12 protein-coding genes are annotated in these 17,739 nt (G+C 64.1%); 2 read left to right on the top strand and 10 right to left on the bottom strand.

Going from position 1 to position 17,739, the window contains the following annotated elements; genetic code table 11:
• Nucleotide 1: 1 nt before the first annotated feature.
• The 10 genes from LOY31_RS10495 to LOY31_RS10450 all read right to left on the bottom strand — a co-directional run bounded on the left by LOY31_RS10495 (nucleotide 2) and on the right by LOY31_RS10450 (nucleotide 15,832).
• Complete coding sequence (locus tag LOY31_RS10495; RefSeq protein WP_108560844.1) at nucleotides 2-805, bottom strand: hypothetical protein; 804 nt, start codon at nucleotides 803-805, stop codon at nucleotides 2-4.
• Complete coding sequence (locus LOY31_RS10490; RefSeq protein ID WP_258713214.1) at nucleotides 786-2,507, bottom strand: GspE/PulE family protein; 1,722 nt, start codon at nucleotides 2,505-2,507, stop codon at nucleotides 786-788. The genes LOY31_RS10495 and LOY31_RS10490 overlap by 20 nt, the downstream gene beginning before the upstream one ends.
• Nucleotides 2,508-2,590: 83 nt before the next feature.
• Nucleotides 2,591-3,124, bottom strand: coding sequence for a response regulator (locus LOY31_RS10485; RefSeq protein ID WP_007956122.1), 534 nt, complete (start codon nucleotides 3,122-3,124; stop codon nucleotides 2,591-2,593).
• 236 nt (nucleotides 3,125-3,360) lie between these two features.
• On the bottom strand, nucleotides 3,361-4,314 hold the full coding sequence (locus tag LOY31_RS10480; RefSeq protein WP_258713213.1) for a peptidylprolyl isomerase: 954 nt from the start codon (nucleotides 4,312-4,314) through the stop codon (nucleotides 3,361-3,363).
• A gap of 15 nt (nucleotides 4,315-4,329) precedes the next feature.
• Nucleotides 4,330-5,880, bottom strand: a complete 1,551-nt coding sequence (locus LOY31_RS10475; protein WP_258713212.1) for an ABC transporter substrate-binding protein — start codon at nucleotides 5,878-5,880, stop codon at nucleotides 4,330-4,332.
• A gap of 9 nt (nucleotides 5,881-5,889) precedes the next feature.
• On the bottom strand, nucleotides 5,890-6,516 hold the full coding sequence (locus tag LOY31_RS10470) for an SCO family protein (RefSeq protein ID WP_221535739.1): 627 nt from the start codon (nucleotides 6,514-6,516) through the stop codon (nucleotides 5,890-5,892).
• Nucleotides 6,513-7,163 (bottom strand): SCO family protein, encoded by a 651-nt coding sequence (locus tag LOY31_RS10465; RefSeq protein ID WP_258713211.1) that lies wholly within the window; start codon nucleotides 7,161-7,163, stop codon nucleotides 6,513-6,515. Before LOY31_RS10465 ends, LOY31_RS10470 begins: the two co-directional genes overlap by 4 nt.
• A 13-nt stretch (nucleotides 7,164-7,176) precedes the next feature.
• Nucleotides 7,177-9,099 (bottom strand): YncE family protein, encoded by a 1,923-nt coding sequence (locus LOY31_RS10460; RefSeq protein WP_258713210.1) that lies wholly within the window; start codon nucleotides 9,097-9,099, stop codon nucleotides 7,177-7,179.
• 74 nt (nucleotides 9,100-9,173) lie between these two features.
• Nucleotides 9,174-15,020, bottom strand: a complete 5,847-nt coding sequence (mnxG, locus tag LOY31_RS10455; protein WP_258713209.1) for a manganese-oxidizing multicopper oxidase MnxG — start codon at nucleotides 15,018-15,020, stop codon at nucleotides 9,174-9,176.
• A 200-nt stretch (nucleotides 15,021-15,220) separates the two neighbouring features.
• Entirely contained in the window at nucleotides 15,221-15,832 is a 612-nt protein-coding gene (locus tag LOY31_RS10450; RefSeq protein ID WP_258713208.1) for a lytic transglycosylase domain-containing protein, read from the bottom strand.
• Between the two features lie 203 nt (nucleotides 15,833-16,035).
• Between LOY31_RS10450 and gspG the strand changes: the two genes are divergently transcribed.
• Entirely contained in the window at nucleotides 16,036-16,464 is a 429-nt protein-coding gene (gene gspG, locus LOY31_RS10445; protein WP_007956107.1) for a type II secretion system major pseudopilin GspG, read from the top strand.
• Nucleotides 16,465-16,478: 14 nt separating this feature from the next.
• Nucleotides 16,479-17,666 (top strand): type II secretion system F family protein, encoded by a 1,188-nt coding sequence (locus tag LOY31_RS10440; RefSeq protein WP_007956102.1) that lies wholly within the window; start codon nucleotides 16,479-16,481, stop codon nucleotides 17,664-17,666.
• Nucleotides 17,667-17,739 lie beyond the last annotated feature (73 nt).

Here is a 17,739-nt window from a genome sequence, read left to right as displayed (position 1 = left end):
GTCAGGCCACCGCCCGGGACATGACGTACAAGGCGTCACGCACGGTCATCGAGTTGTCTTCGAGAGTGCGCAGGTGCACCCCCGCCACATCCGGTTGCGCATCGAGGCGCGCCGGGGCGTGCAGATAAACGTTGAAGGCGCGTTCGCTGGTGGAGGCTTGCAGTTGCCGTTCACGACCGATCAGCGCGCTGAGTGCCGCGTCGCTGTCGCTGCCGCCCACCGAACGCACCGACGACCAGCGCCCTTCCCTTGCCAGCAGCAACACACTGCGTTGCGGTTCGGCGACGATGAACAGGAAGTCGCCAGCGTCGAGGCTTTTGTCGAAGCGGTTGAACGCGGTCATCAGGTACGGCTGCACCGAGCGCAGGCGCAGGCCGCGACCCGTGACCAGCGTGCGCAGGCGTTCCAGCAAATCCTGCGGCAAGGCACTGGCGATCCGGTCATGCCCGGCCGGCTCGGCCGACAGCACCAGGCTCCACGGTTGGGTCGGGGCGCCGAACAGGTCTTCGAAGCACAGTTGGGCGAAGCCGCGCAGTTCGTCAGGGCTGCTGATCTGCTCGCTCCATGGCACCAGGCAGAAGCGGCTGAAGTGACCGGAGATCACCACGCTCAGCTCGGCACCGGTACGGGTGTGTTCGCCGAGCAGACGGTCGAGGGTGTCCAGCGCCACCGCGTAGCTCTGGAAGCCTTCGTCGATGTAGCCGACGCTGCCCAGCCACAGGGTGTCGCTGCCCCGGCGCTGGCCGAGGCCGACACCGCTGGCGCCGAGCACGGCGATAAATTGATCACGCGATAAAAGTGACACGATTGATCTCCTCCAGCGTGGTCCGACCGTGCTCCACCAGCTCCAGCGCCGATTCGCGCAACAGGCGCAAACCACGGGCGCAGGCCAGGGCTTTGATCTGGGTGATGGGTTGGCGCTCGACAATCATCTGGCGCAGTTCGTCGTCCAGGTGCAGCAGCTCGGCAATCGCCGTGCGGCCGCGATAGCCGCTGCCCCGGCAGTGGCCGCAGCCCTTGCCGTGGACGAAGTGGTAGTGATCGACTTTCTGTGGATCGAGGCCCGAAGCGCGCAGCTCTTCATCGCTCGGGTTGACCGGCGTGCTGCAACTGCTGCACACCAGCCGGATCAGGCGCTGGGCGAGGATCGCATTGAGCGCCGAAACCAGGCTGTAGGGGTCGATTTCCATTTGAGTGAAGCGGCCAATCACGTCGAACACGTTGTTGGCGTGAATGGTGGTGAATACGAGGTGACCGGTGAGCGCCGATTGCACGGCGATCTGCGCGGTGTCCGGGTCGCGGATCTCGCCGACCATGATCTTGTCCGGGTCGTGACGCAGGATCGAGCGCAGGCCACGGGCGAAGGTCAGGCCTTTTTTCTCGTTGACCGGGATTTGCAGCACGCCAGGCAGCTGATATTCCACCGGGTCTTCGATGGTGATGATCTTGTCCACGCCGTGGTTGATCTCGGTGATCATCGCGTACAGCGTGGTGGTCTTGCCGCTGCCGGTGGGGCCGGTCACCAGCACCATGCCATAGGGTTCGGCGGCGAGGCGACGCAGTTGACGCAGGGTTTCGTCTTCAAAGCCCAGCGCTTGCAGTTGCACGCCGCAGACCTTGTCGGCCAGGTCCTGTTTGTCCAGCACCCGCAGCACCGCGTCTTCGCCGAAGATGCTCGGCATGATCGACACCCGGAAGTCGATCTGCCGGCCGCTAATACCGATCTTGAAACGACCGTCCTGAGGCACGCGTTTTTCGCCGATGTCCAGCTCGGCCATGACCTTGACTCGCGAGATCACCTGCTCGGCGAACTCGCTGCCCTGGATCTTGCCGATGTTGTTCAGCACGCCGTCGATCCGGTACTTGATCACCAGGCCCTGGCCGGTGGTGCCGAGGTGGATGTCGCTGGCGTGCATTTTCAGCGCGTCGTACAGGGTCGAGTTGACCAGCTTCACCACCACGCTCGAGTCTTCGCTGATGCTGGTCAGCGACAGGCTTTGCAGGGTATCGGTCTCGCTGCCGGCGTCGGCCTGGGCGTTGAGCGATTCGACGGCGTGGAAGCTTTCTTCGTGGCGGGCCAGATAGGCCTTGAGGTCATCGGCGTGTACCAGATACAGCGGCGCGCCGTGCAGGCATTCGTCGATCCAGGCCAGACGCGACGTGTCGAAGGGGTCTGCGAACACGCCGATGACTTCGTCGTTGTGGCGCAGCAGGATGAATTCACGTTTGAGGCATTGCGCGAGGGTGACCCGGTCGAACACCGGGGTCGCCAGAAACAGCGTGTCGGTGTCGAGCACCGGGTAATGCAGGGTCGCGCCGAGGCTGGCAATGAACGGCATTGGCGCCAGTTCGCAGAGCACGGCCAGTGCATCGAGCACCCGTTCCCCGGAAGTGGTAGCCCGTGCCCGAGCCTGGGCCAGTTGCTCACTGGAAAAGCGTGGCGGGGTCTGTGCCTCCTGTAGAGGATTGACCGACAGCGGTTCGACGACAACGGACAGACGATCCATGGCTTGCTCTCCAACACCCGGGGCTTGAGGCCCTGACGGCGCGGGAGGCGAATTCGGCGAGTGCCGGAACGTCTATCGCGCCATTACTCCCCGGTGAGCATTTGATCGTCGTCCGGTGCCATGGCCTCCGACCTGTTTCGTCGGCGGTCCGCCAGCACCCAACTGCCATCGTACAACTGCAACGGGAAGCTCTCGGTCCTGCTCTGGCGTCGTTCGACAAAGCCTTCGGATGGGCTCGCACCGGGTTTCGCTTCGCGCTGGATCCCCAGAAGGTCGCAGACAGCTCGGGCAAGTTCCGCCAAAGGAAACGGTTTGAACAGGATGTGACTGACCCCCAGTTGCCGCGCCCGCTCACAGACTTCAGCGGTCGGGTGACCCGTTATCAGCACGAAATGACACGTCCTGTTCTGGCGAACCGCGTCGAGCACCTCGAACCCTTCCATATCGGGCAAGCGGTAATCGAACACCAGCACGTCGGGGGCGAAAGTCTCGGCCAGGCCGATTCCCTCTGCGCCGTCATGTGCAATCCGGACTTCCAGCCCTTGCGCCGACAGATAATCCTGAAGGTTCTGTGCAAGCAGCTGTTCGTCTTCGACAACCAGTACTTTGTTAACCAAGGTGGACTCCCTGAAACCTCAAGTGCCGGCAATTGAAATTCAATGACCCGAACCTGCTGGAGTGCGCCTCACAAGAGGTAACGCACACTTCATGCCAGGCTGAGTGCCGGTAATTTTTTGTCTTCATGTCCTTGAATTGAATGGAAATGCCCGCTCGTCCCGGTACCCCGTTCCCCAGAAACGGGGAAGCACCTGAATGGGCATCGAAGCCATTCCCCACTATTGGGGGGGAACCTTCAGTCGTCGTCAATTCGTTCGATCCTGTTCTCTGCCCGTAATTGCGCGAGCACCTGACGACGAGCCTGGGTCTGTTGCTGTCGGGCGAGGTACGCCCTGACTGTTTCCAGCCCTTGCTCCTCTGGGACATCGGCCGCCTCCTTGTGGTTCTCGACAAAAATCAAATGCCAGCCGAACGGTGTGCGCACCGCCGTGCTGACTTCGCCAGGCTTGAGAGCAAAGGCCGCCGTTTCGAAGGCCGGCACCATTTGCCCACGGGCGAAATACCCCAGGTCCCCGCCCTGGCTGGCGGTGACATCTTCCGATCCCGATTGGGCGACGCTAGCAAAGGTTTGCCCCCCTGCGATAGCGGCACGCAACTCTTCTAAGCGTAGCCGCGCCGCTTCAACCGTGGCGGCATCGGCATCGCCGGCAACCTTGATCAGAATGTGCCGGGCCTGCACCTGCTCCGGCGCGCCCATTTCAGCGCGGTGTTCTGCAAAAAACGCCCGCACCGTTTGCTCGTCCGGGGCCTGGATTTTAGTCAGCTCGGCGAACATCCGCTGCGCCGCCAGTTCGCGGTGGGTGTACTCGGTGAACGAGGCCTCATCGAAACCGGCGTCCTGCAAACGCTGGAGAAATTTATCAGTGCCGCCGATGGCGGTGCGGGTCTGCTCGACCTGTTCGCGCACGGCTTGCGCATCGATCTTCACCCCGCGTTTGCGCGATTCCTGCCAGAGCAGTTCCTTGTCGATCAGCGTGTCCAGCGCGGCCTGACGCAGTTGTTTATAGGCTTTGGGGTTGCGGATGCTCGCCACGGCGCGGCCCTGATCTTCCAGGTATTCGGCGAAAAAGCGTTCCAGGCGAAACTCGGAAATCGCCTCGCCGTTGACCCGGGCGGCCACCGGTTCATTGTTCGCCAGCGCCACCGGCAACCAGCATGTCAGCAGCAAACACAGGGTTTTGAGCTTCATGATCAGGGCCTCCGGTCAGGGCGTGGCAATAATCGGTTTGTAGGGAGCGACCAGATAAAAACGCTGGTCGGGCAAGTCAACGGTGACCACGTGCGCCCCGCTCAGGCCCAATCGTCGGCCGGGGCCGAAGCTCAGGCGCGGGGTCAGGCCGGTGTCGAAGTCGTGCAGGCCTTCGAGCGCCGCCACCAGTTTTTCGCGGCTGGCGTCGCGGCCGGCCTGCTTCATGCCTTCGCTGAACAACAGCATCGAGGCGTAGGCGCCGACTTGCAGCACCGCGTGCTGAGCGCCGAGGCCTTGATGCTCGCGCAACAGCGTCAGCGCCATGCGCCCGGCCTGGGTCCAGTCGCTGGGCACGAACGGATACGCCAGAAACACCCGCCGGGAAAAACCCTCCGGCACTTGCAGCAGATCCCCCGCCACCTGGCTCGAAGCGGCAAACAGATACGGCACCTGCCCGGCATTCTGCAATCCGGCCGCCAGCCGACTGAAACCACCACCGCTACCGAGGTAGAACACCGAGCGTGAGCCCAGCGGCAAGCTGTCCGCCGCCGGGTCGTAGGCCTGCAGATGGACGTTTTGCCAGCCGTGTTCCTGCAGGTAGCGGCCAAGGGTCTGTGCCGCCAGCACCTGCGCCGGGTCGTCGGGATAGGCAATCAGCGTCGGCCCTTGCAGCACTCGCAGACTGGCGGTGGCGTAGTCGGCCAGTGCGATCAGTTGCTCACGCAGGCCCGGCAGCGGTTCGAAAATCTGCGGGCTGGCCTGCACCGGGCCGAGCAACGACATGGCCCCGATCAGCGGCACACCGGACTGTTCCAGACGCGGCGCCAGTTCACTGTCCAGGGCCGGGGCCAGCGGTGCGATCAGGGCGAAGACTTGCTCTTCCTCGATCAGCCGTTGCAGGGCCTGTTCGGCGCTGGCGCGATCCGGGCCGGGATCGGCCACGGTCAGGCGCAACTGCCGGCCATGAATGCCACCGGCCTGATTGATCCGCGCAACGCTGCCGTTGAGCACCGCCGCGATGGTGGCGCCCTCCTCGGCCAGCGGCCCCTGGCTGGGCAGCAAGGTGCCCAGGTGCAAGGTCTGGTCATCGAGCCCCGGATCGCGGTCATCGGCCAGGCGTTTGAGGTACGCCGTGAGGTTGCGCTGATCCTTCATCGACAGCAGGAAGCGCGGCATGCTCGGGTCGAGGCGATTGTTGCCGGGGTCGCGGCCCTGCTGGATCACCCGCGCCAGACTGCTGTCGGTGTAGGCCGGGTAGTTGCGGCCGTTGATCTGTTGCTGACCGTGGATGCTGGTCAACCGCGACCAGTTGAGCTCCGGCGGACGCACCCCGCCTTCGGGCCGGCCGAGGCCATCGGCGCCGTGGCAGTTGGCGCACGGCAGGCTGGTGGCTGGCAGCAACACGTCCGCCGCGCCGACCCGCGCCATGATCGGCTCGCCGCTGGCAGACAGGCCTTCGCGGTACAAGCGCTTGCCGGCGCTTTCTTCATCGGTCAGCGGCAACGCGGCCGCGCCGAGGCTGACGCCAGCGAGCAGGATCAGGGCGAGGACGCGGCCGAGGTTCATGGCGCGGACTCAACGGCCAGCCACGGGCATTGTCAGCAGCTGCAAGCGCTGGGCAATGGCGGCGGCCGGGGCGTCGGGACGGATTTTGCTCCAGCGTTTGTTGGCCACATCGCCGACGATCAACTGGGTCGAGTGCTGCTCGGGCGTCGGCACGATCTGGCCGATGCGGCCCAGCACCAGGTCCATCTGCGCCTTGTCGCCGGTAAGGAAAAGCCAGTGAGGGTCATCGGCACCCTGCTTCAAGGTGTAAGCCTTGAGCACCGCCGGCGTGTCGCGCAGCGGATCACTGGTAAGGGAAATGAAGGTGATGCCGTCGGCCTTGTCGCCCAGCAGCTCGCGGACTTCCTTGAGCTTGCGGGTGATCAGCGGGCAGGCGTCGTTGCAACTGGTGAAGATCACGTTAAGCAGCACCACGCGGTTGTGCAGCGCATCGCTGTAGAAACGCTGGACGTCGCCGTGCTGGTCGAGCAACGGGGTGTCGGTGAACCAGGTTTTCGCATCGTGGGTGCCTTTGGCCGGTGCGGGCGCAGCGCTAGCTGTGGCGGGTGCGGGTTGCTCGTGGCCTTCGTGAGCCAGGGCCATGGCGCTGAAAATCCAGAAACAGACCGTCAGGGTGATCCAGTCCAGGGTTCTCATGGTTGTTGCTCCATGGCAATCGCGGTGTGTTTGGCGTGGGTGCGCAGGCCGCTGAGTTTCTCGACTTCCCTGGCCAGCAATGCCGGGTCGGTGAAGCCGTAATAGCGCGTCCAGTGGCGACTGTTGCCGTCACCGACGAGGATCAGCGGCTGGTGATTCTTGAAGTCGCCGCTGAAACTGCCGAGGCCCTTGAGGGTGGCGGTGATCGATTGCGGCGAACCGGTGAGCCAGCTCCAGCCCGGGCCTTTCTGGAAGGTGCGGGCGTAATCCTGCAAGCGTTTCGGGTCGTCGCGCTGCGGGTCGATGCTGATCGACACCAGCTGCACTTCCGCGCCGACCCGGGCACCGAGCTGTTTCTGCACCTTGCCCATGATCGACGAGACCACCGGGCAAACCGTGGTGCAACTGGTGTAGATGAAACTCATGACGACGATCTTGTTGTGCACCAGATCCTGCTCCAGGTGCACGGTCTTGCCGTTCTGGTCGAGCAGCGGCACGTCGGCGAATTTGACCTGGGCATGCTCCTGGCTGTTGGCGGCCGGTGCCGTGTGCCCGGCATGCTCATCCGCCGAGTGGGCGCTGGCCTGCTGGATACCAACGGCCAACAGGCACAGGGTCAGCAGGCCAAGGGATGCAAATCGGTTCATGGTCTTTTCCTCGTCACTGAGTCTGGCCGGGCAGCACCCGGACACTGGCAAATGTCTTGTCGTCGAAACCGGCGCCCAGCGATGCCGCGCGCACATGCAGGTACCAGGCGCCGCTGCGGTCGAGAGTCACCGGCGCTTCGTACACGCCGTCGGCGACTTCCCGTGCGGCCACTTCGCGGGGGCGGGAAGTCGGCGCGAGGAAGTAGCGCAACTGCACGTCGGTCACACCGCTGCGCTGGATCTTCTGTTTGCCCTGGACGATGCGAAAGCGCACCACGTACGGGTCGTTGAGGGCCACGGCGGTCTTGTCCAGCAGGAACTCGACTTTCGCTGCGCCCAGGTGTTTTTCCGGCGCACCGTCGGACGCCACCTGGGCGCTGAAGCAATGAATGATATTCGGCTGGTTGAGCAGGAATGCCACGTCGAAGCGCCCCGCCGCCGGCAGCTTGACCCGGGCGCTGTAGAGCCCCGGCGACACTTCGCGCAGGCTGCGGTCGATCACCAGCGCAGCGCGGGCGATCTGCCCGCGGTTGGGGTAACCGGACATCGGCGCGTTCATGCCTTCGGCGTAGAAATAGGTGGTGTTGTCCACCGGGTTGACCACGAACACCGCGTTGTCGTCGCGCGATACCGCGAGGCTTGACGCCAGCGGCAGGTCCCCGGCCAGCCGTGGCGGCTGCGGCCCGGCCTCGAAACCCTGGGTAATCGGCTGACGCCCTTCGCCGAGCGAAGACAGGTTGATCATGGTGACTTTCGGCGAGGCCAGTCCGCGCACGTAGGCATAGGCCTGGGTGAACACCACTTGATAGGGTTCGGCTGAAACCTCCAGGTCATGGATCGCCGAATCGTTGGCCGCGTCGATCACCGTGGCGCGGTTTTCCACCGTGTTCAGCACCACGCCAAAACGGCCGTCGGCGCTGAAGCCCATCGGGCCGAGGCCCTGTTGCAGCTTGATCACCCGGCGTACGGCGCGGCTGTTGCTGTCGATCACCGTGACGGTGCCGTCCTTGCCATCGGCCACGTACACCGCGCCGGACAGCGGCGAGTACGCCACCGACAACGGGCTGGCACCGGTCTTGACCTGTTGCAGCAGGCTCAGGCTGGCGATGTCGATAACGCTCAGGGTGCCGTCGTCGCGGTTGCTGACGAAGGCGAAACGGCTGTCCTTGCTGAAGGTGATTTCGTGGTGGCCGCGCCCGGTTGCCAGGTGTTTGAGCGGTTTGAGGCTTTGGGTGTCGATCACCGTTACGCCGGATTCTTCAGCCTTGCTCGCGTTGTTGCCGACCCACAGCAGGCGCTCGTCCGGTTGCAGCGCGACCCGCACCGGTTGGCTGCCAGCGGCCACCGAGTCGATGACCTTGAATTGCTCGCTGTCGATCACCGCCACTTCCCCCGCCGTCGGCATCGACACAAAGACCTTTTTGTTGTCCTTGGGCGTGACCCAGTCCATCGGCGATTGCTTGAGTTCGATCCGCGCCAGGGTGCTGGTGATGCCGCCGACCGAGACTGACGGATCGACCACCGAAACGCTGGCATCGCGGTTCATCACCAGCAGGAAATAGCTGTTGAGGTCGAGCAACGGCCGCGCGCCGATATTGGATTTGAGGAACGTGCCGACCCGCGACTTGCAGCTCTGGTCACGGCCCTGGGCCTGGTCGGCGGCAACGGCTTGCGGATCGATCCACGCCCCCGGCGCTACACCGGACAACGGCTGGCCGGACGCACCGTCGGTGACGCGAAACTGCACGTCGGCGAACTCGCCCTCACGCAGCTGGCCGTCGCTGGCCAGCGGCTTCAGATCGAAGGCGATCGACACGCCGTCGCGGGTCAGCACCTGCCCGGCGCCGGTTTGCGCCAGGGCAATCTCGCTCAGCGTGAGCAGCGCGCCGGCCATCGCCAGCAGGCAGACGCCAATGATGTTGATGATCCTGTTCATACCTCTCTCCCCTACAAACCTTTCCCCACCTGTGGGAGCGGTTTCACCGGTTCCCACAGGTCGCGCATTGGCACCTACTGAGCAGGCGGCGCCGGCTCCGGCTCATTGGTCACCCGCAGCAATCCCCACAGCCCCGAGGTGTTGCCATAGGCGGCGTAATCGCGGAACAGGTAGTCCCCCGGTATTGCGTTGCTGCCCCCGGCGCTCGGGATCATGAAGCTGAAGTGCGCCGCCGGCAGGATGCTTTCGTGAGCGCCGATGTACATCGACATCGGGTTGTAGCCGAAGCGCACCGAACCCACGCCGGGCGTGCCCATCGGGTAGCCGCCGGTGTCGCTCTTCTCGGCCTGGAACGGGTTGAGCGACCAGACGTGTCCGTCGAGCTGGAACGTCGTGCCGCGACTGCCGCCGCTCGGCATCAGGATGTGCGTACGGAAAGGCTGACCCGGTTTGGCATACAGCACCGGCGTTTGCGGATCGCCCCCCACCAGCGCATTGCTGTAGGCCATGTGCGCGTTGGTCATGTCGCCGTAACCCGCGCCATCGGCGCGGCCGAACGGCGCATCCGGGGCGAGGCCGAAGCGATACCACAGCGGTTCGGTCTTGTAGTTGATGGCCATGCTCGAGTTGTCCTGCGGATCGGTCGGCACGCCGAAGCCCTCGGCAGCGATGCCTTCGACCGGCCGGCCATTGGCCCAGCGGGTGTTCAGCGCCTTGTGCCAGACCATCGCGAAGTCGCGGTAAGTCGTCTGCCCCGGTGCGGTGACCGTGGCGTTGACCTTGCGCGCATCGTCGACCCAGGTCGCGCCGATCGGCAGGATGCTCATCGCACCACCCAGGCCTTTTTGCGGTTGCTTGATCACATCCGCCGGGGTGAAGTTCAGGCCACCGAACTCCACGGCCGTGGCGTTGATGTTGTCGACACTGCGGCCCAGTTGCGTGACCGGTTTGCCTTCACGCTCCAGGTGCCCGGCGTAGTACTGATAGGTACGGGTCGGGTAGGCGCCGCTGCTGCCCACCCGTGGTGGCACGGTCTGGGTCGGGTTGGCGCCGACGTTGGTGCCGTCGGATTTGGTGATGTCGTAGGCCAGCAGTTGGGCGTGCAGCCCCACGTGGCTGGACGGCCGCATCAGGTTGTTGCTGAAGGTGGTCGAGCCGAGGCCGCTGTTGCGGTCGCGCTTGACCATGCCTTGCATCACCGCGGTCTGGGTCAGGTCCGGCATCACGCTCGGCAGACGGTTTTCCAGGGTGATGTTGATGCAGTCCCCGGCCGCTGCGCGCAGCACCAGCGGTTCGACCGGAATGCCGGGTTTGAGCTTGCCGCTGACCGGATCGAGGTCGGATTTGCGCACGTACAGGATCGCCGTCGGATCATGCAGCGGCCCGCTTTGGCCACCAATGGTGATGGTCTCGCCGTCCTCAGGATCAGTGACCGTGACCTGCGGAATACTGACCGTGCGCGAGTTCAGCACCAGGGTGCCGCCCGCCGGATTCAGCGGCCCGCCGACATGCTGACCGAGCCCGGCCGAATCGCCGATGCTCAGGCCCAGCGGATTGCCGAGGATGTCGTTGGCCAGCGCGGCGACCACTTCATAGTTGCGCTGCACCGTCGGACGGGTGCCGATGCCGTTGGGGTTGGCGCTGATCCGTGGGCAACTGCCTTCGAACGCCACGGTATTGCGCATGCCGGCCGGACTCGGGTTGTTGGGGATGGCGAACAGGTCATTGCGTTTGGCCGTGTAGTTGCGCATCACGCCCCAGATCCCGCTCCAGTAGCCTTCGATCGAAGCGTCCATCGAGTACAGATAGTCACCGGTGGTCGCCGCAGAGCTGGACAGCATCGACACAGGTGCGATGAAGCCCATCTGTTCGGAGATGCCGATCATCTGCGAAGCGCGCCAGCCTGAGTTGGAGCTGTTGCCGAAACCGGAACCGCTCTGCAGCCATTTCACGCCGTGCAGGGTGACGTTGTGCTCTTCCTCGTGGCCGCCGGCATGCACCCGCAGGCGTACGTTGTCGCCGGTGTAGGTGCGCAGCATCGGGGTGAACGGGTCGCCCGGCTCGCTGCCGCCCTTGTTGATGTGCGGCGGGAACAGCGTGGTGCCGCCGGTCGGGCCGGTGGCGGCCGTGACCAGGTTCGGTGCCAGGTTCATCGCCGGGATCGCGCGGTCGGTACGGCTTTGCATGGCGTACGCCAGATCGCCGCCGAGGCCGTCGGCCTGCATGCCGCGCTTGCCGTCCGGGCCGACCTTGTTCGGGTCGTAGACCCGCAAGGCCAGCGGCTCGTTGCGATAGTTGACGACGAACATGCCCGGATCATCCACGGAGATCGCTTGCGGGCAAGGCCGGCTCGGGCAGCCCGGCACCTGACCGCCCTGCACTTCCAGCACGCCTTCGAGCAGGGTGCTGGCGTTGTTGCGCACCGGCGGGTTGATCGCGTAGCGGAAGCTGTCAGCCGTGGCCGGGAACGCTTGCGGATTAGGCACGCCGTTGGGGCCGGCGCCCACGTACACACCGGCTTCATAGGCGTGCTGGAAGTCGCTGTATTCGAGGAAGAACTCACGGAAGCTGTCGTTCTTGCCGTCGCCGTCGAGGTCGCCGGTGTTGATCACCGCCTGCCATGAGGTCGGCCCGCCGTCCTGGCGCGCGCCGCTGTACAGAGGCTCGCCGGTTTCGGCGTGGAACCAGGTGGAACCGGCCGGCTCCGCCAGCACCGTGGCATACAGGCCGATCTGCTGGTGAGTCGATGGGCCGAGGTGGTCGTGGGTGAAGATGGTCCCCAGGCCCCGATCCACGCCCTTGGCGTTGACCACCGGGTCGACGAACCAGCGTTGCATGGCCGTGCGCGCGCCCATCCAGTCACTGCGCCCGAATTGGCCGAAGAACGGATGCGCCTTGGCTTTCGGGCACGCCTGGGTGCCGTCGCGCGGATCGGTGCCCTCGCACTGGTTGAATTCGCGGATCGCGTGAATACGTTCCTGAACGGCACCCGGGGAGAGCACGCCGTCCTCGTAGTTCCAGCCGTTGGAAGAACCGTCGGCAGCTGTCAGGTCCCACTTCGGCAGGTGAATGTGCTGGCCGATCACGTCGGTCGGCGTGCGCACCTGATAGTCGTCCATCTCGTAGGTGGCAGGCACCAGGTTGGTTTGCTGGTATTGCACGCAGTCAAAGGTGTTCATGCGCATCACCAGTGGCTCTGGCGGACGCTGCTTGGTGATCACCGGCCAGGCGTCTTCCCACAGCGCCAGAATCCGGGCTTGCGGGAAGTGATAGCCGACCTTGTTGTAGACCGCGTCGAACTGAATGTTGGCGGCCTTGTAGATCCGCGGCCGGTCGGCGGTGAAGGTCGAGGCGCCGACGAAGGACATGCCGTCCAGCCGGTCGCCGCTGGCGAATTCACCGGTGCCGGCGCTGCTGGTCAGGCGTTTTTGCCGGTCGTCCATGCACGGTTCGTAGTACGGCGCGCCGGCAATCGGCAAGGCGCCGTTGGTGCGGAAGGCCTTCGCCACGATCTGATTGCCGGGCAGCAAGGCAAAGCTTGGGTGATCCTTTTTCGCGTGGAACGCCATCGCGGCCTGTTCCACTTCAGTGCCTTCTTCGGGCAGGTAAATCGGTTTGGCGCGGGTGACTTCCTTGGAGAAGTCCAGCGCGGTGGTCACGGTGTGTGCCGCGCCTCCGGCCGATACCCCGTCGAGGGTGTGACGTTGCAAGCCGCCGTCCCATCCGCCGGACTGATTCGGGTCGAGGTTGGCCCACAGCGCTTTGCCGCTGGCTTTCAACGATTGCGCGGTGGCCGCGTCGAGCATGTCCAGCGGTGGGGTTGGCGGACGCTGACCGACCGAACTTTCCATGCCGCCGATCCAGAATGGATAACCAGGGTTTTTCAGGCTGCCGTCGGCGTTACGGTTGGCTTCGCTGCGATCAACCAGCGCCAGCGAGCCAATGGCTTGCGAACCACCGTTGCCACCGTGGTGTTCGCCGTCGTCATCGCCCTCTTCTTCCTCATCGTCGTCATCGTTGCCGGCGACCAGGGTTTCGCCGATTTTCGGCACCACCACCACTTTGCCCGGCATCGGGGCCATGGCTTTGCCGGGCAGCGGCACGACGGCAGGAATCGGCGTGCCGGCAATGATCTCGCCATCCGGCAAGGCGCGGGCACCGGCGGCCGGTTTACCGCTGCGCAGTGCGTAAGGTTCGCTGTGATAACCATCGGCGCCCTGTTGCGAGACTTCCAGCCGGGTGCCCTCTTCGAACACATCGTGCACCCGCCACATCGACCACATGCCTTGGGCAAAATGCGGGTAGAAGTGGCAGTGATAGATCGCATCGCCGGCTACCCGGTTGCGGTTGCCGGAGCCGCCGTTGGCGATTTCGTAGGTATAGCCGGCCCCTGGGCCAATGCCTTGGGCGTCGACGTAATCGGAGTTGTCGTCGTTGGGGTTGAACAGCCACTGATGGCCGTGCAGGTGAAAGATGTGCTGCTCGTGGCCGTTGTGAGTGTTGCGGAATTTGACGAAGTCACCGATGTAGCTGTGGTTGACGTTCGACGGCTCCGACGGATACAGGGCCATGGTGGCCTTGACGCCGACCTGATCGGCGCTCGGGGTCTGGCCGGGGGCGATGTTCTCAAGCCCGGTGTTGGCCGGCACGTCCACCAGCATCGCCACGTCGCCGACGGTGTGCGAGCTGAGGAAGAATTCTTCGTAGGCGCACGACAGGCAGTCGTGCATCGGACCTACGCCGAGGCGGTTGGCGACCACTTCAGCGCCCATGCCGCCGGAACCGTAGTTGATCATGAACGAGTCGCGGGTCGGCTCCAGCACATGGGCCATGACCGGGTCGGCCCAGTAGGCGGGGAACGCCTGGGTAGCGGCGGTTTCGTCCTGGAACTGCGAGGCGAAATCACGAAACGGCTCGAGGCGGTTGGGGATCGCCGGGTTGCGTTTGCCCACCGATTCCAGCGGATAGGTGCTGGGCGCAAAACTGCCATCGGCGTTGCTGCCCATGACGATCGCGTCGCTTTCGCTGGAGATGATTTCGTTGCCGTCGACCATGCTGATGATCGGCGTGCCGGCCTTGCCTTCACGCAACCACGGTTCGCGCTGCGGGTAGCGAGCCTGGTAATCGACGATGGGGTGACCGGCCGGTGTGCGGCCGGTGGTTGCCAGACGCATTTCTTCTTCAGTGAGGGTGTTGCGATAGGTGCGTCCCGATTTCGGCACCACCACGACCTGGCCGAACAGGCCGTTGGCGACGTTCCCGGCCGCGCCCTCCCCGCCGAATGTCGCGCCACGGCTGCTGACGGCAAACGCCCCTTCGCGCTCCGCATACAGAACATACGAACGGCTTGCACCCGGCGGCACCAGGGTGTTGGCGTTGCGCCCGGTGTAGGAAGAAATGTCGTCGATGCTGTTCACCGCTTGCAGGCCGTTGACCTGGAAACCGACATGGCGGTCGGCAACCTGCTCGTCGACCTTGAAGTCTTCCGCGCCGCCGGCGTTCTCGATGCCCTCCTCGCCTTCTTCTTCGCCTTCAGGGCCTTCGAAGTGCTTGTTGGGGTTGGCCTGATAATCGAGCAGGTTCTGCAGATTGATCGTCAGGCAATCACCGGCGGCGACCCGCAGCACCAGCGGCCGTGGACGCTTGTCAGCACGCAGCGACACCTTGCCCGGCACCGCGCTGCCGCCGTAAGCCAGCGAGACGTCATGGTCATCGACCACATCGCGGCGCAACGCGAACATCATCCCGTTGACGTTCTGCGCACCGAGGCGGTTGAACATCAACGGTTGATCGAAGGCGACCACATTGGCCACCAGATTGCGCTCGCAGCGCACGGCCGAGCTGGCGACCTCGATGCTGAGCATCGAGGCGACAAACACCAGCAGGTTGAAAAGGGACGGAGCGTGATGAAGGCCGACCATGATCAGAAACCTCGTAGTGGGTGCTCACGGGAATGATTCTCGACAAAAACCTCGGAGCAATCCGCGTGCCACAAAAATTTGTCTTTCGGTTCAACCAGTTACACAAACCACTTGAGAATCCGGGGGATATTCCCCACCCGTTTCCCCACTTTTCCGGTCCCGCCGTTTGCCCCGATGTTGGGGAAAACCGGGGAGATCCTTTACAACGGCGCGTCCACCGCCAGCCCCTGCAGGCGCCGGTACTGACGCAGCACGCTCGGGACATAACGCTGGGTTTCGGCGAACGGCGGGATCACCCGGCCCCGGCTGAGCACCGCGTCAGGCCCGGCGTTGTAAGCGGCCACGGCCAGGGCGATGTCGTTGTCGAACATCGTCATCAGGCGCTTGAGGTATTTGGCCCCGCCCTGGATGTTGGCCTTGGGGTCGTAGACGTCGGTCACGCCCATGTCCCGCGCGGTGCCGGGCATCAGCTGCATCAGCCCGCCGGCACCCTTGGGCGAGGTGGCGCCGGGGTTGTAGTTGGATTCGGACTTGATCACCGCATGCAGCAAGGCTTCGGGCAGGTGATTGGCGGTGGCGGCGGCTGACACCAGCTCGGCGTAGGGCTGGTTGGCGATCAATTGCGGTTGCCGGTCAAGGCTGACCAGCGGCGCATCGGCGTCGCGGATCACCCGCTCGTAAGTGCGTCCGGGACGGTGGACGTTGGACAGCACGTAGCTGCCCTTGGCGTCCACGGAAACGAAGACATCGGCTTGCGCGACACCGCTTAACAGCACGCAGCCGAGCAGTCCTGCAGTGAATGAATGGATCATTGGGCCTCCCCTGACAGGCCCCGAAAAATTGGGGGAAATGCCCCACTGACCCGTCGTCAATCAGCCGTACGCAAGCACTGTGCCGACTCTTGAAAAGCCCGTAATACAAGGGCTTCAGCCTGACAGCCGAAATTATCGGGGGCTGAGCATGGCAATTGCATAAGCCCTTTCGGCGACACGGCTGCCACTCACGGGAGGTCATCATGAAGCTGCATTTTCGTCCGCGTGCCCAACGCGGTTTCACTCTGCTCGAATTGCTCGTGGTGCTGGTGGTGCTCGGCCTGTTGGCCGGGATCGTCGCGCCCAAATATTTCGCCCAGCTGGGGCGTTCCGAGGTGAAGGTCGCCAAGGCGCAGATCGAAGGCCTGAGCAAGGCACTGGATCTGTACCGGCTGGAAGTCGGCCATTACCCGTCCACCGAACAGGGCTTGCAGGCGCTGGTGACCGCACCGAGCGACGAAGCCAAATGGACCGGCCCGTACTTGCAGAAAAAACTGCCGCAGGATCCGTGGGGGCGTAACTACACCTACCGCTATCCCGGCGAAAACAGCGAGTACGACCTGCTCTCGATGGGCAAGGACGGCCAGCCTGGCGGCGAAGGCGAAAACGCCGAAGTCACCAACTGGCAATAAGCGGAGCACACGGCATGCGATTTCAACTCAAAGCAGTGGGCAAGGCCGGGGTGGTGTCGCTGAGTGTCGAGGCGCCGGGTCAGAGCGAAGCTCGGCGCATCGCCGAGGATCAGGGCTTGCGCGTGGTCAGCCTGCACGCCGAGCGCCACTGGCGTTCGTTGCGCCTGAGCAAGCGTGAAACCTTCAACCTGGTGTTGTTCAGCCAGGAACTGACCACCCTGCTCAATGCCGGTCTGCCGCTGATCGATGCGCTGGAAAGCCTCGCCGAAAAAGAAACCGCCCCCGCCGCCCGCAAAACCTTGAGCGAGCTGGTGCGGCTGCTGTACGAGGGCAAATCCTTCTCCCAGGCACTGGGCCAGTTGTCGGCGGTGTTCCCGCCCTTGTACGTTGCGCTGGTACAGTCCAGCGAGAAGACCGGCGCGGTCGGCGATGCGCTGGGCCGTTACGTGAGCTATCGCCAGCGCATGGACGAGGTGCGGCAGAAGATCGTCAGCGCTTCGATCTACCCGCTGCTGTTGCTGGTGGTCGGCGGTGGCGTGGTGCTGTTTTTGATGGGCTACGTGGTGCCGCGTTTCAGCCTGGTGTTCGAAGGGCTGGGCTCGAACCTGCCGTGGCTGTCGCAGATCCTGATGAGCAGCGGCATGTTTCTGCACGCCCATCAGGGTGAGTTTTTCGGCCTGTTGGCGACAATCGTCATCGCCCTCGCCGTGTTGCAGAAACAACCGGCGTTTCGCCGTGGGCTGGATCGGCTGGTGGAGAAACTGCCCGCCGTGCACCAGCGGATTTTCATGTATGAGCTGGCGCGGTTTTACCGGTCACTGGGGATCCTGCTGCAAGGCGGGATTCCGCTGGTGACGGCCATGGGCATGGTGCGCGGCCTGCTCACCGTGGCCTCGCGAGCACGTCTGGACCAGGCCTGCGAGCGGGTGCGCGAGGGGCAGTCGCTGTCCACCGCGCTGGAGCTCAACCGTCTGGTGACGCCCGTGTCCCTGCGCCTGCTGCGCGCCGGCGAACAGTCCGGCAACCTCGGGCAAATGATGGAACGCAGCGCCGATTTCTACGACGAGGAAATCAGCCGCTGGATCGAGTGGTTCGTGCGTCTGTTCGAACCGCTGCTCATGACCTTCATCGGCCTGTTGATCGGGGTGATCGTGATCCTGATGTACATCCCGATCTTCGAACTGGCTTCGAGTATCCACTGACCTCGGGAACGGGTCGGATCACACGCAAAAACAAGGCACATCCACGTTCCCAATCAAGACAACAAAGACGGAG

Source organism: Pseudomonas sp. B21-021 (assembly GCF_024749205.1).
Lineage (GTDB): Bacteria > Pseudomonadota > Gammaproteobacteria > Pseudomonadales > Pseudomonadaceae > Aquipseudomonas > Aquipseudomonas paraglycinae.
This window is presented reverse-complemented; position numbering and strand designations above follow the sequence as displayed.

Bases quoted from the DNA above. Each gene is read 5' to 3' on its own strand.
- LOY31_RS10450 (WP_258713208.1), bottom strand. From the start codon at position 15,832: ATGATCCATTCATTCACTGCAGGACTGCTCGGCTGCGTGCTGTTAAGC.
- LOY31_RS10460 (WP_258713210.1), bottom strand. From the start codon at position 9,099: ATGAACAGGATCATCAACATCATTGGCGTCTGCCTGCTGGCGATGGCC.
- LOY31_RS10480 (WP_258713213.1), bottom strand. From the start codon at position 4,314: ATGAAGCTCAAAACCCTGTGTTTGCTGCTGACATGCTGGTTGCCGGTG.
- LOY31_RS10470 (WP_221535739.1), bottom strand. From the start codon at position 6,516: ATGAGAACCCTGGACTGGATCACCCTGACGGTCTGTTTCTGGATTTTC.
- LOY31_RS10465 (WP_258713211.1), bottom strand. From the start codon at position 7,163: ATGAACCGATTTGCATCCCTTGGCCTGCTGACCCTGTGCCTGTTGGCC.
- mnxG (WP_258713209.1), bottom strand. From the start codon at position 15,020: ATGGTCGGCCTTCATCACGCTCCGTCCCTTTTCAACCTGCTGGTGTTT.
- LOY31_RS10490 (WP_258713214.1), bottom strand. From the start codon at position 2,507: ATGGATCGTCTGTCCGTTGTCGTCGAACCGCTGTCGGTCAATCCTCTA.
- gspG (WP_007956107.1), top strand. From the start codon at position 16,036: ATGAAGCTGCATTTTCGTCCGCGTGCCCAACGCGGTTTCACTCTGCTC.
- LOY31_RS10440 (WP_007956102.1), top strand. From the start codon at position 16,479: ATGCGATTTCAACTCAAAGCAGTGGGCAAGGCCGGGGTGGTGTCGCTG.
- LOY31_RS10475 (WP_258713212.1), bottom strand. From the start codon at position 5,880: ATGAACCTCGGCCGCGTCCTCGCCCTGATCCTGCTCGCTGGCGTCAGC.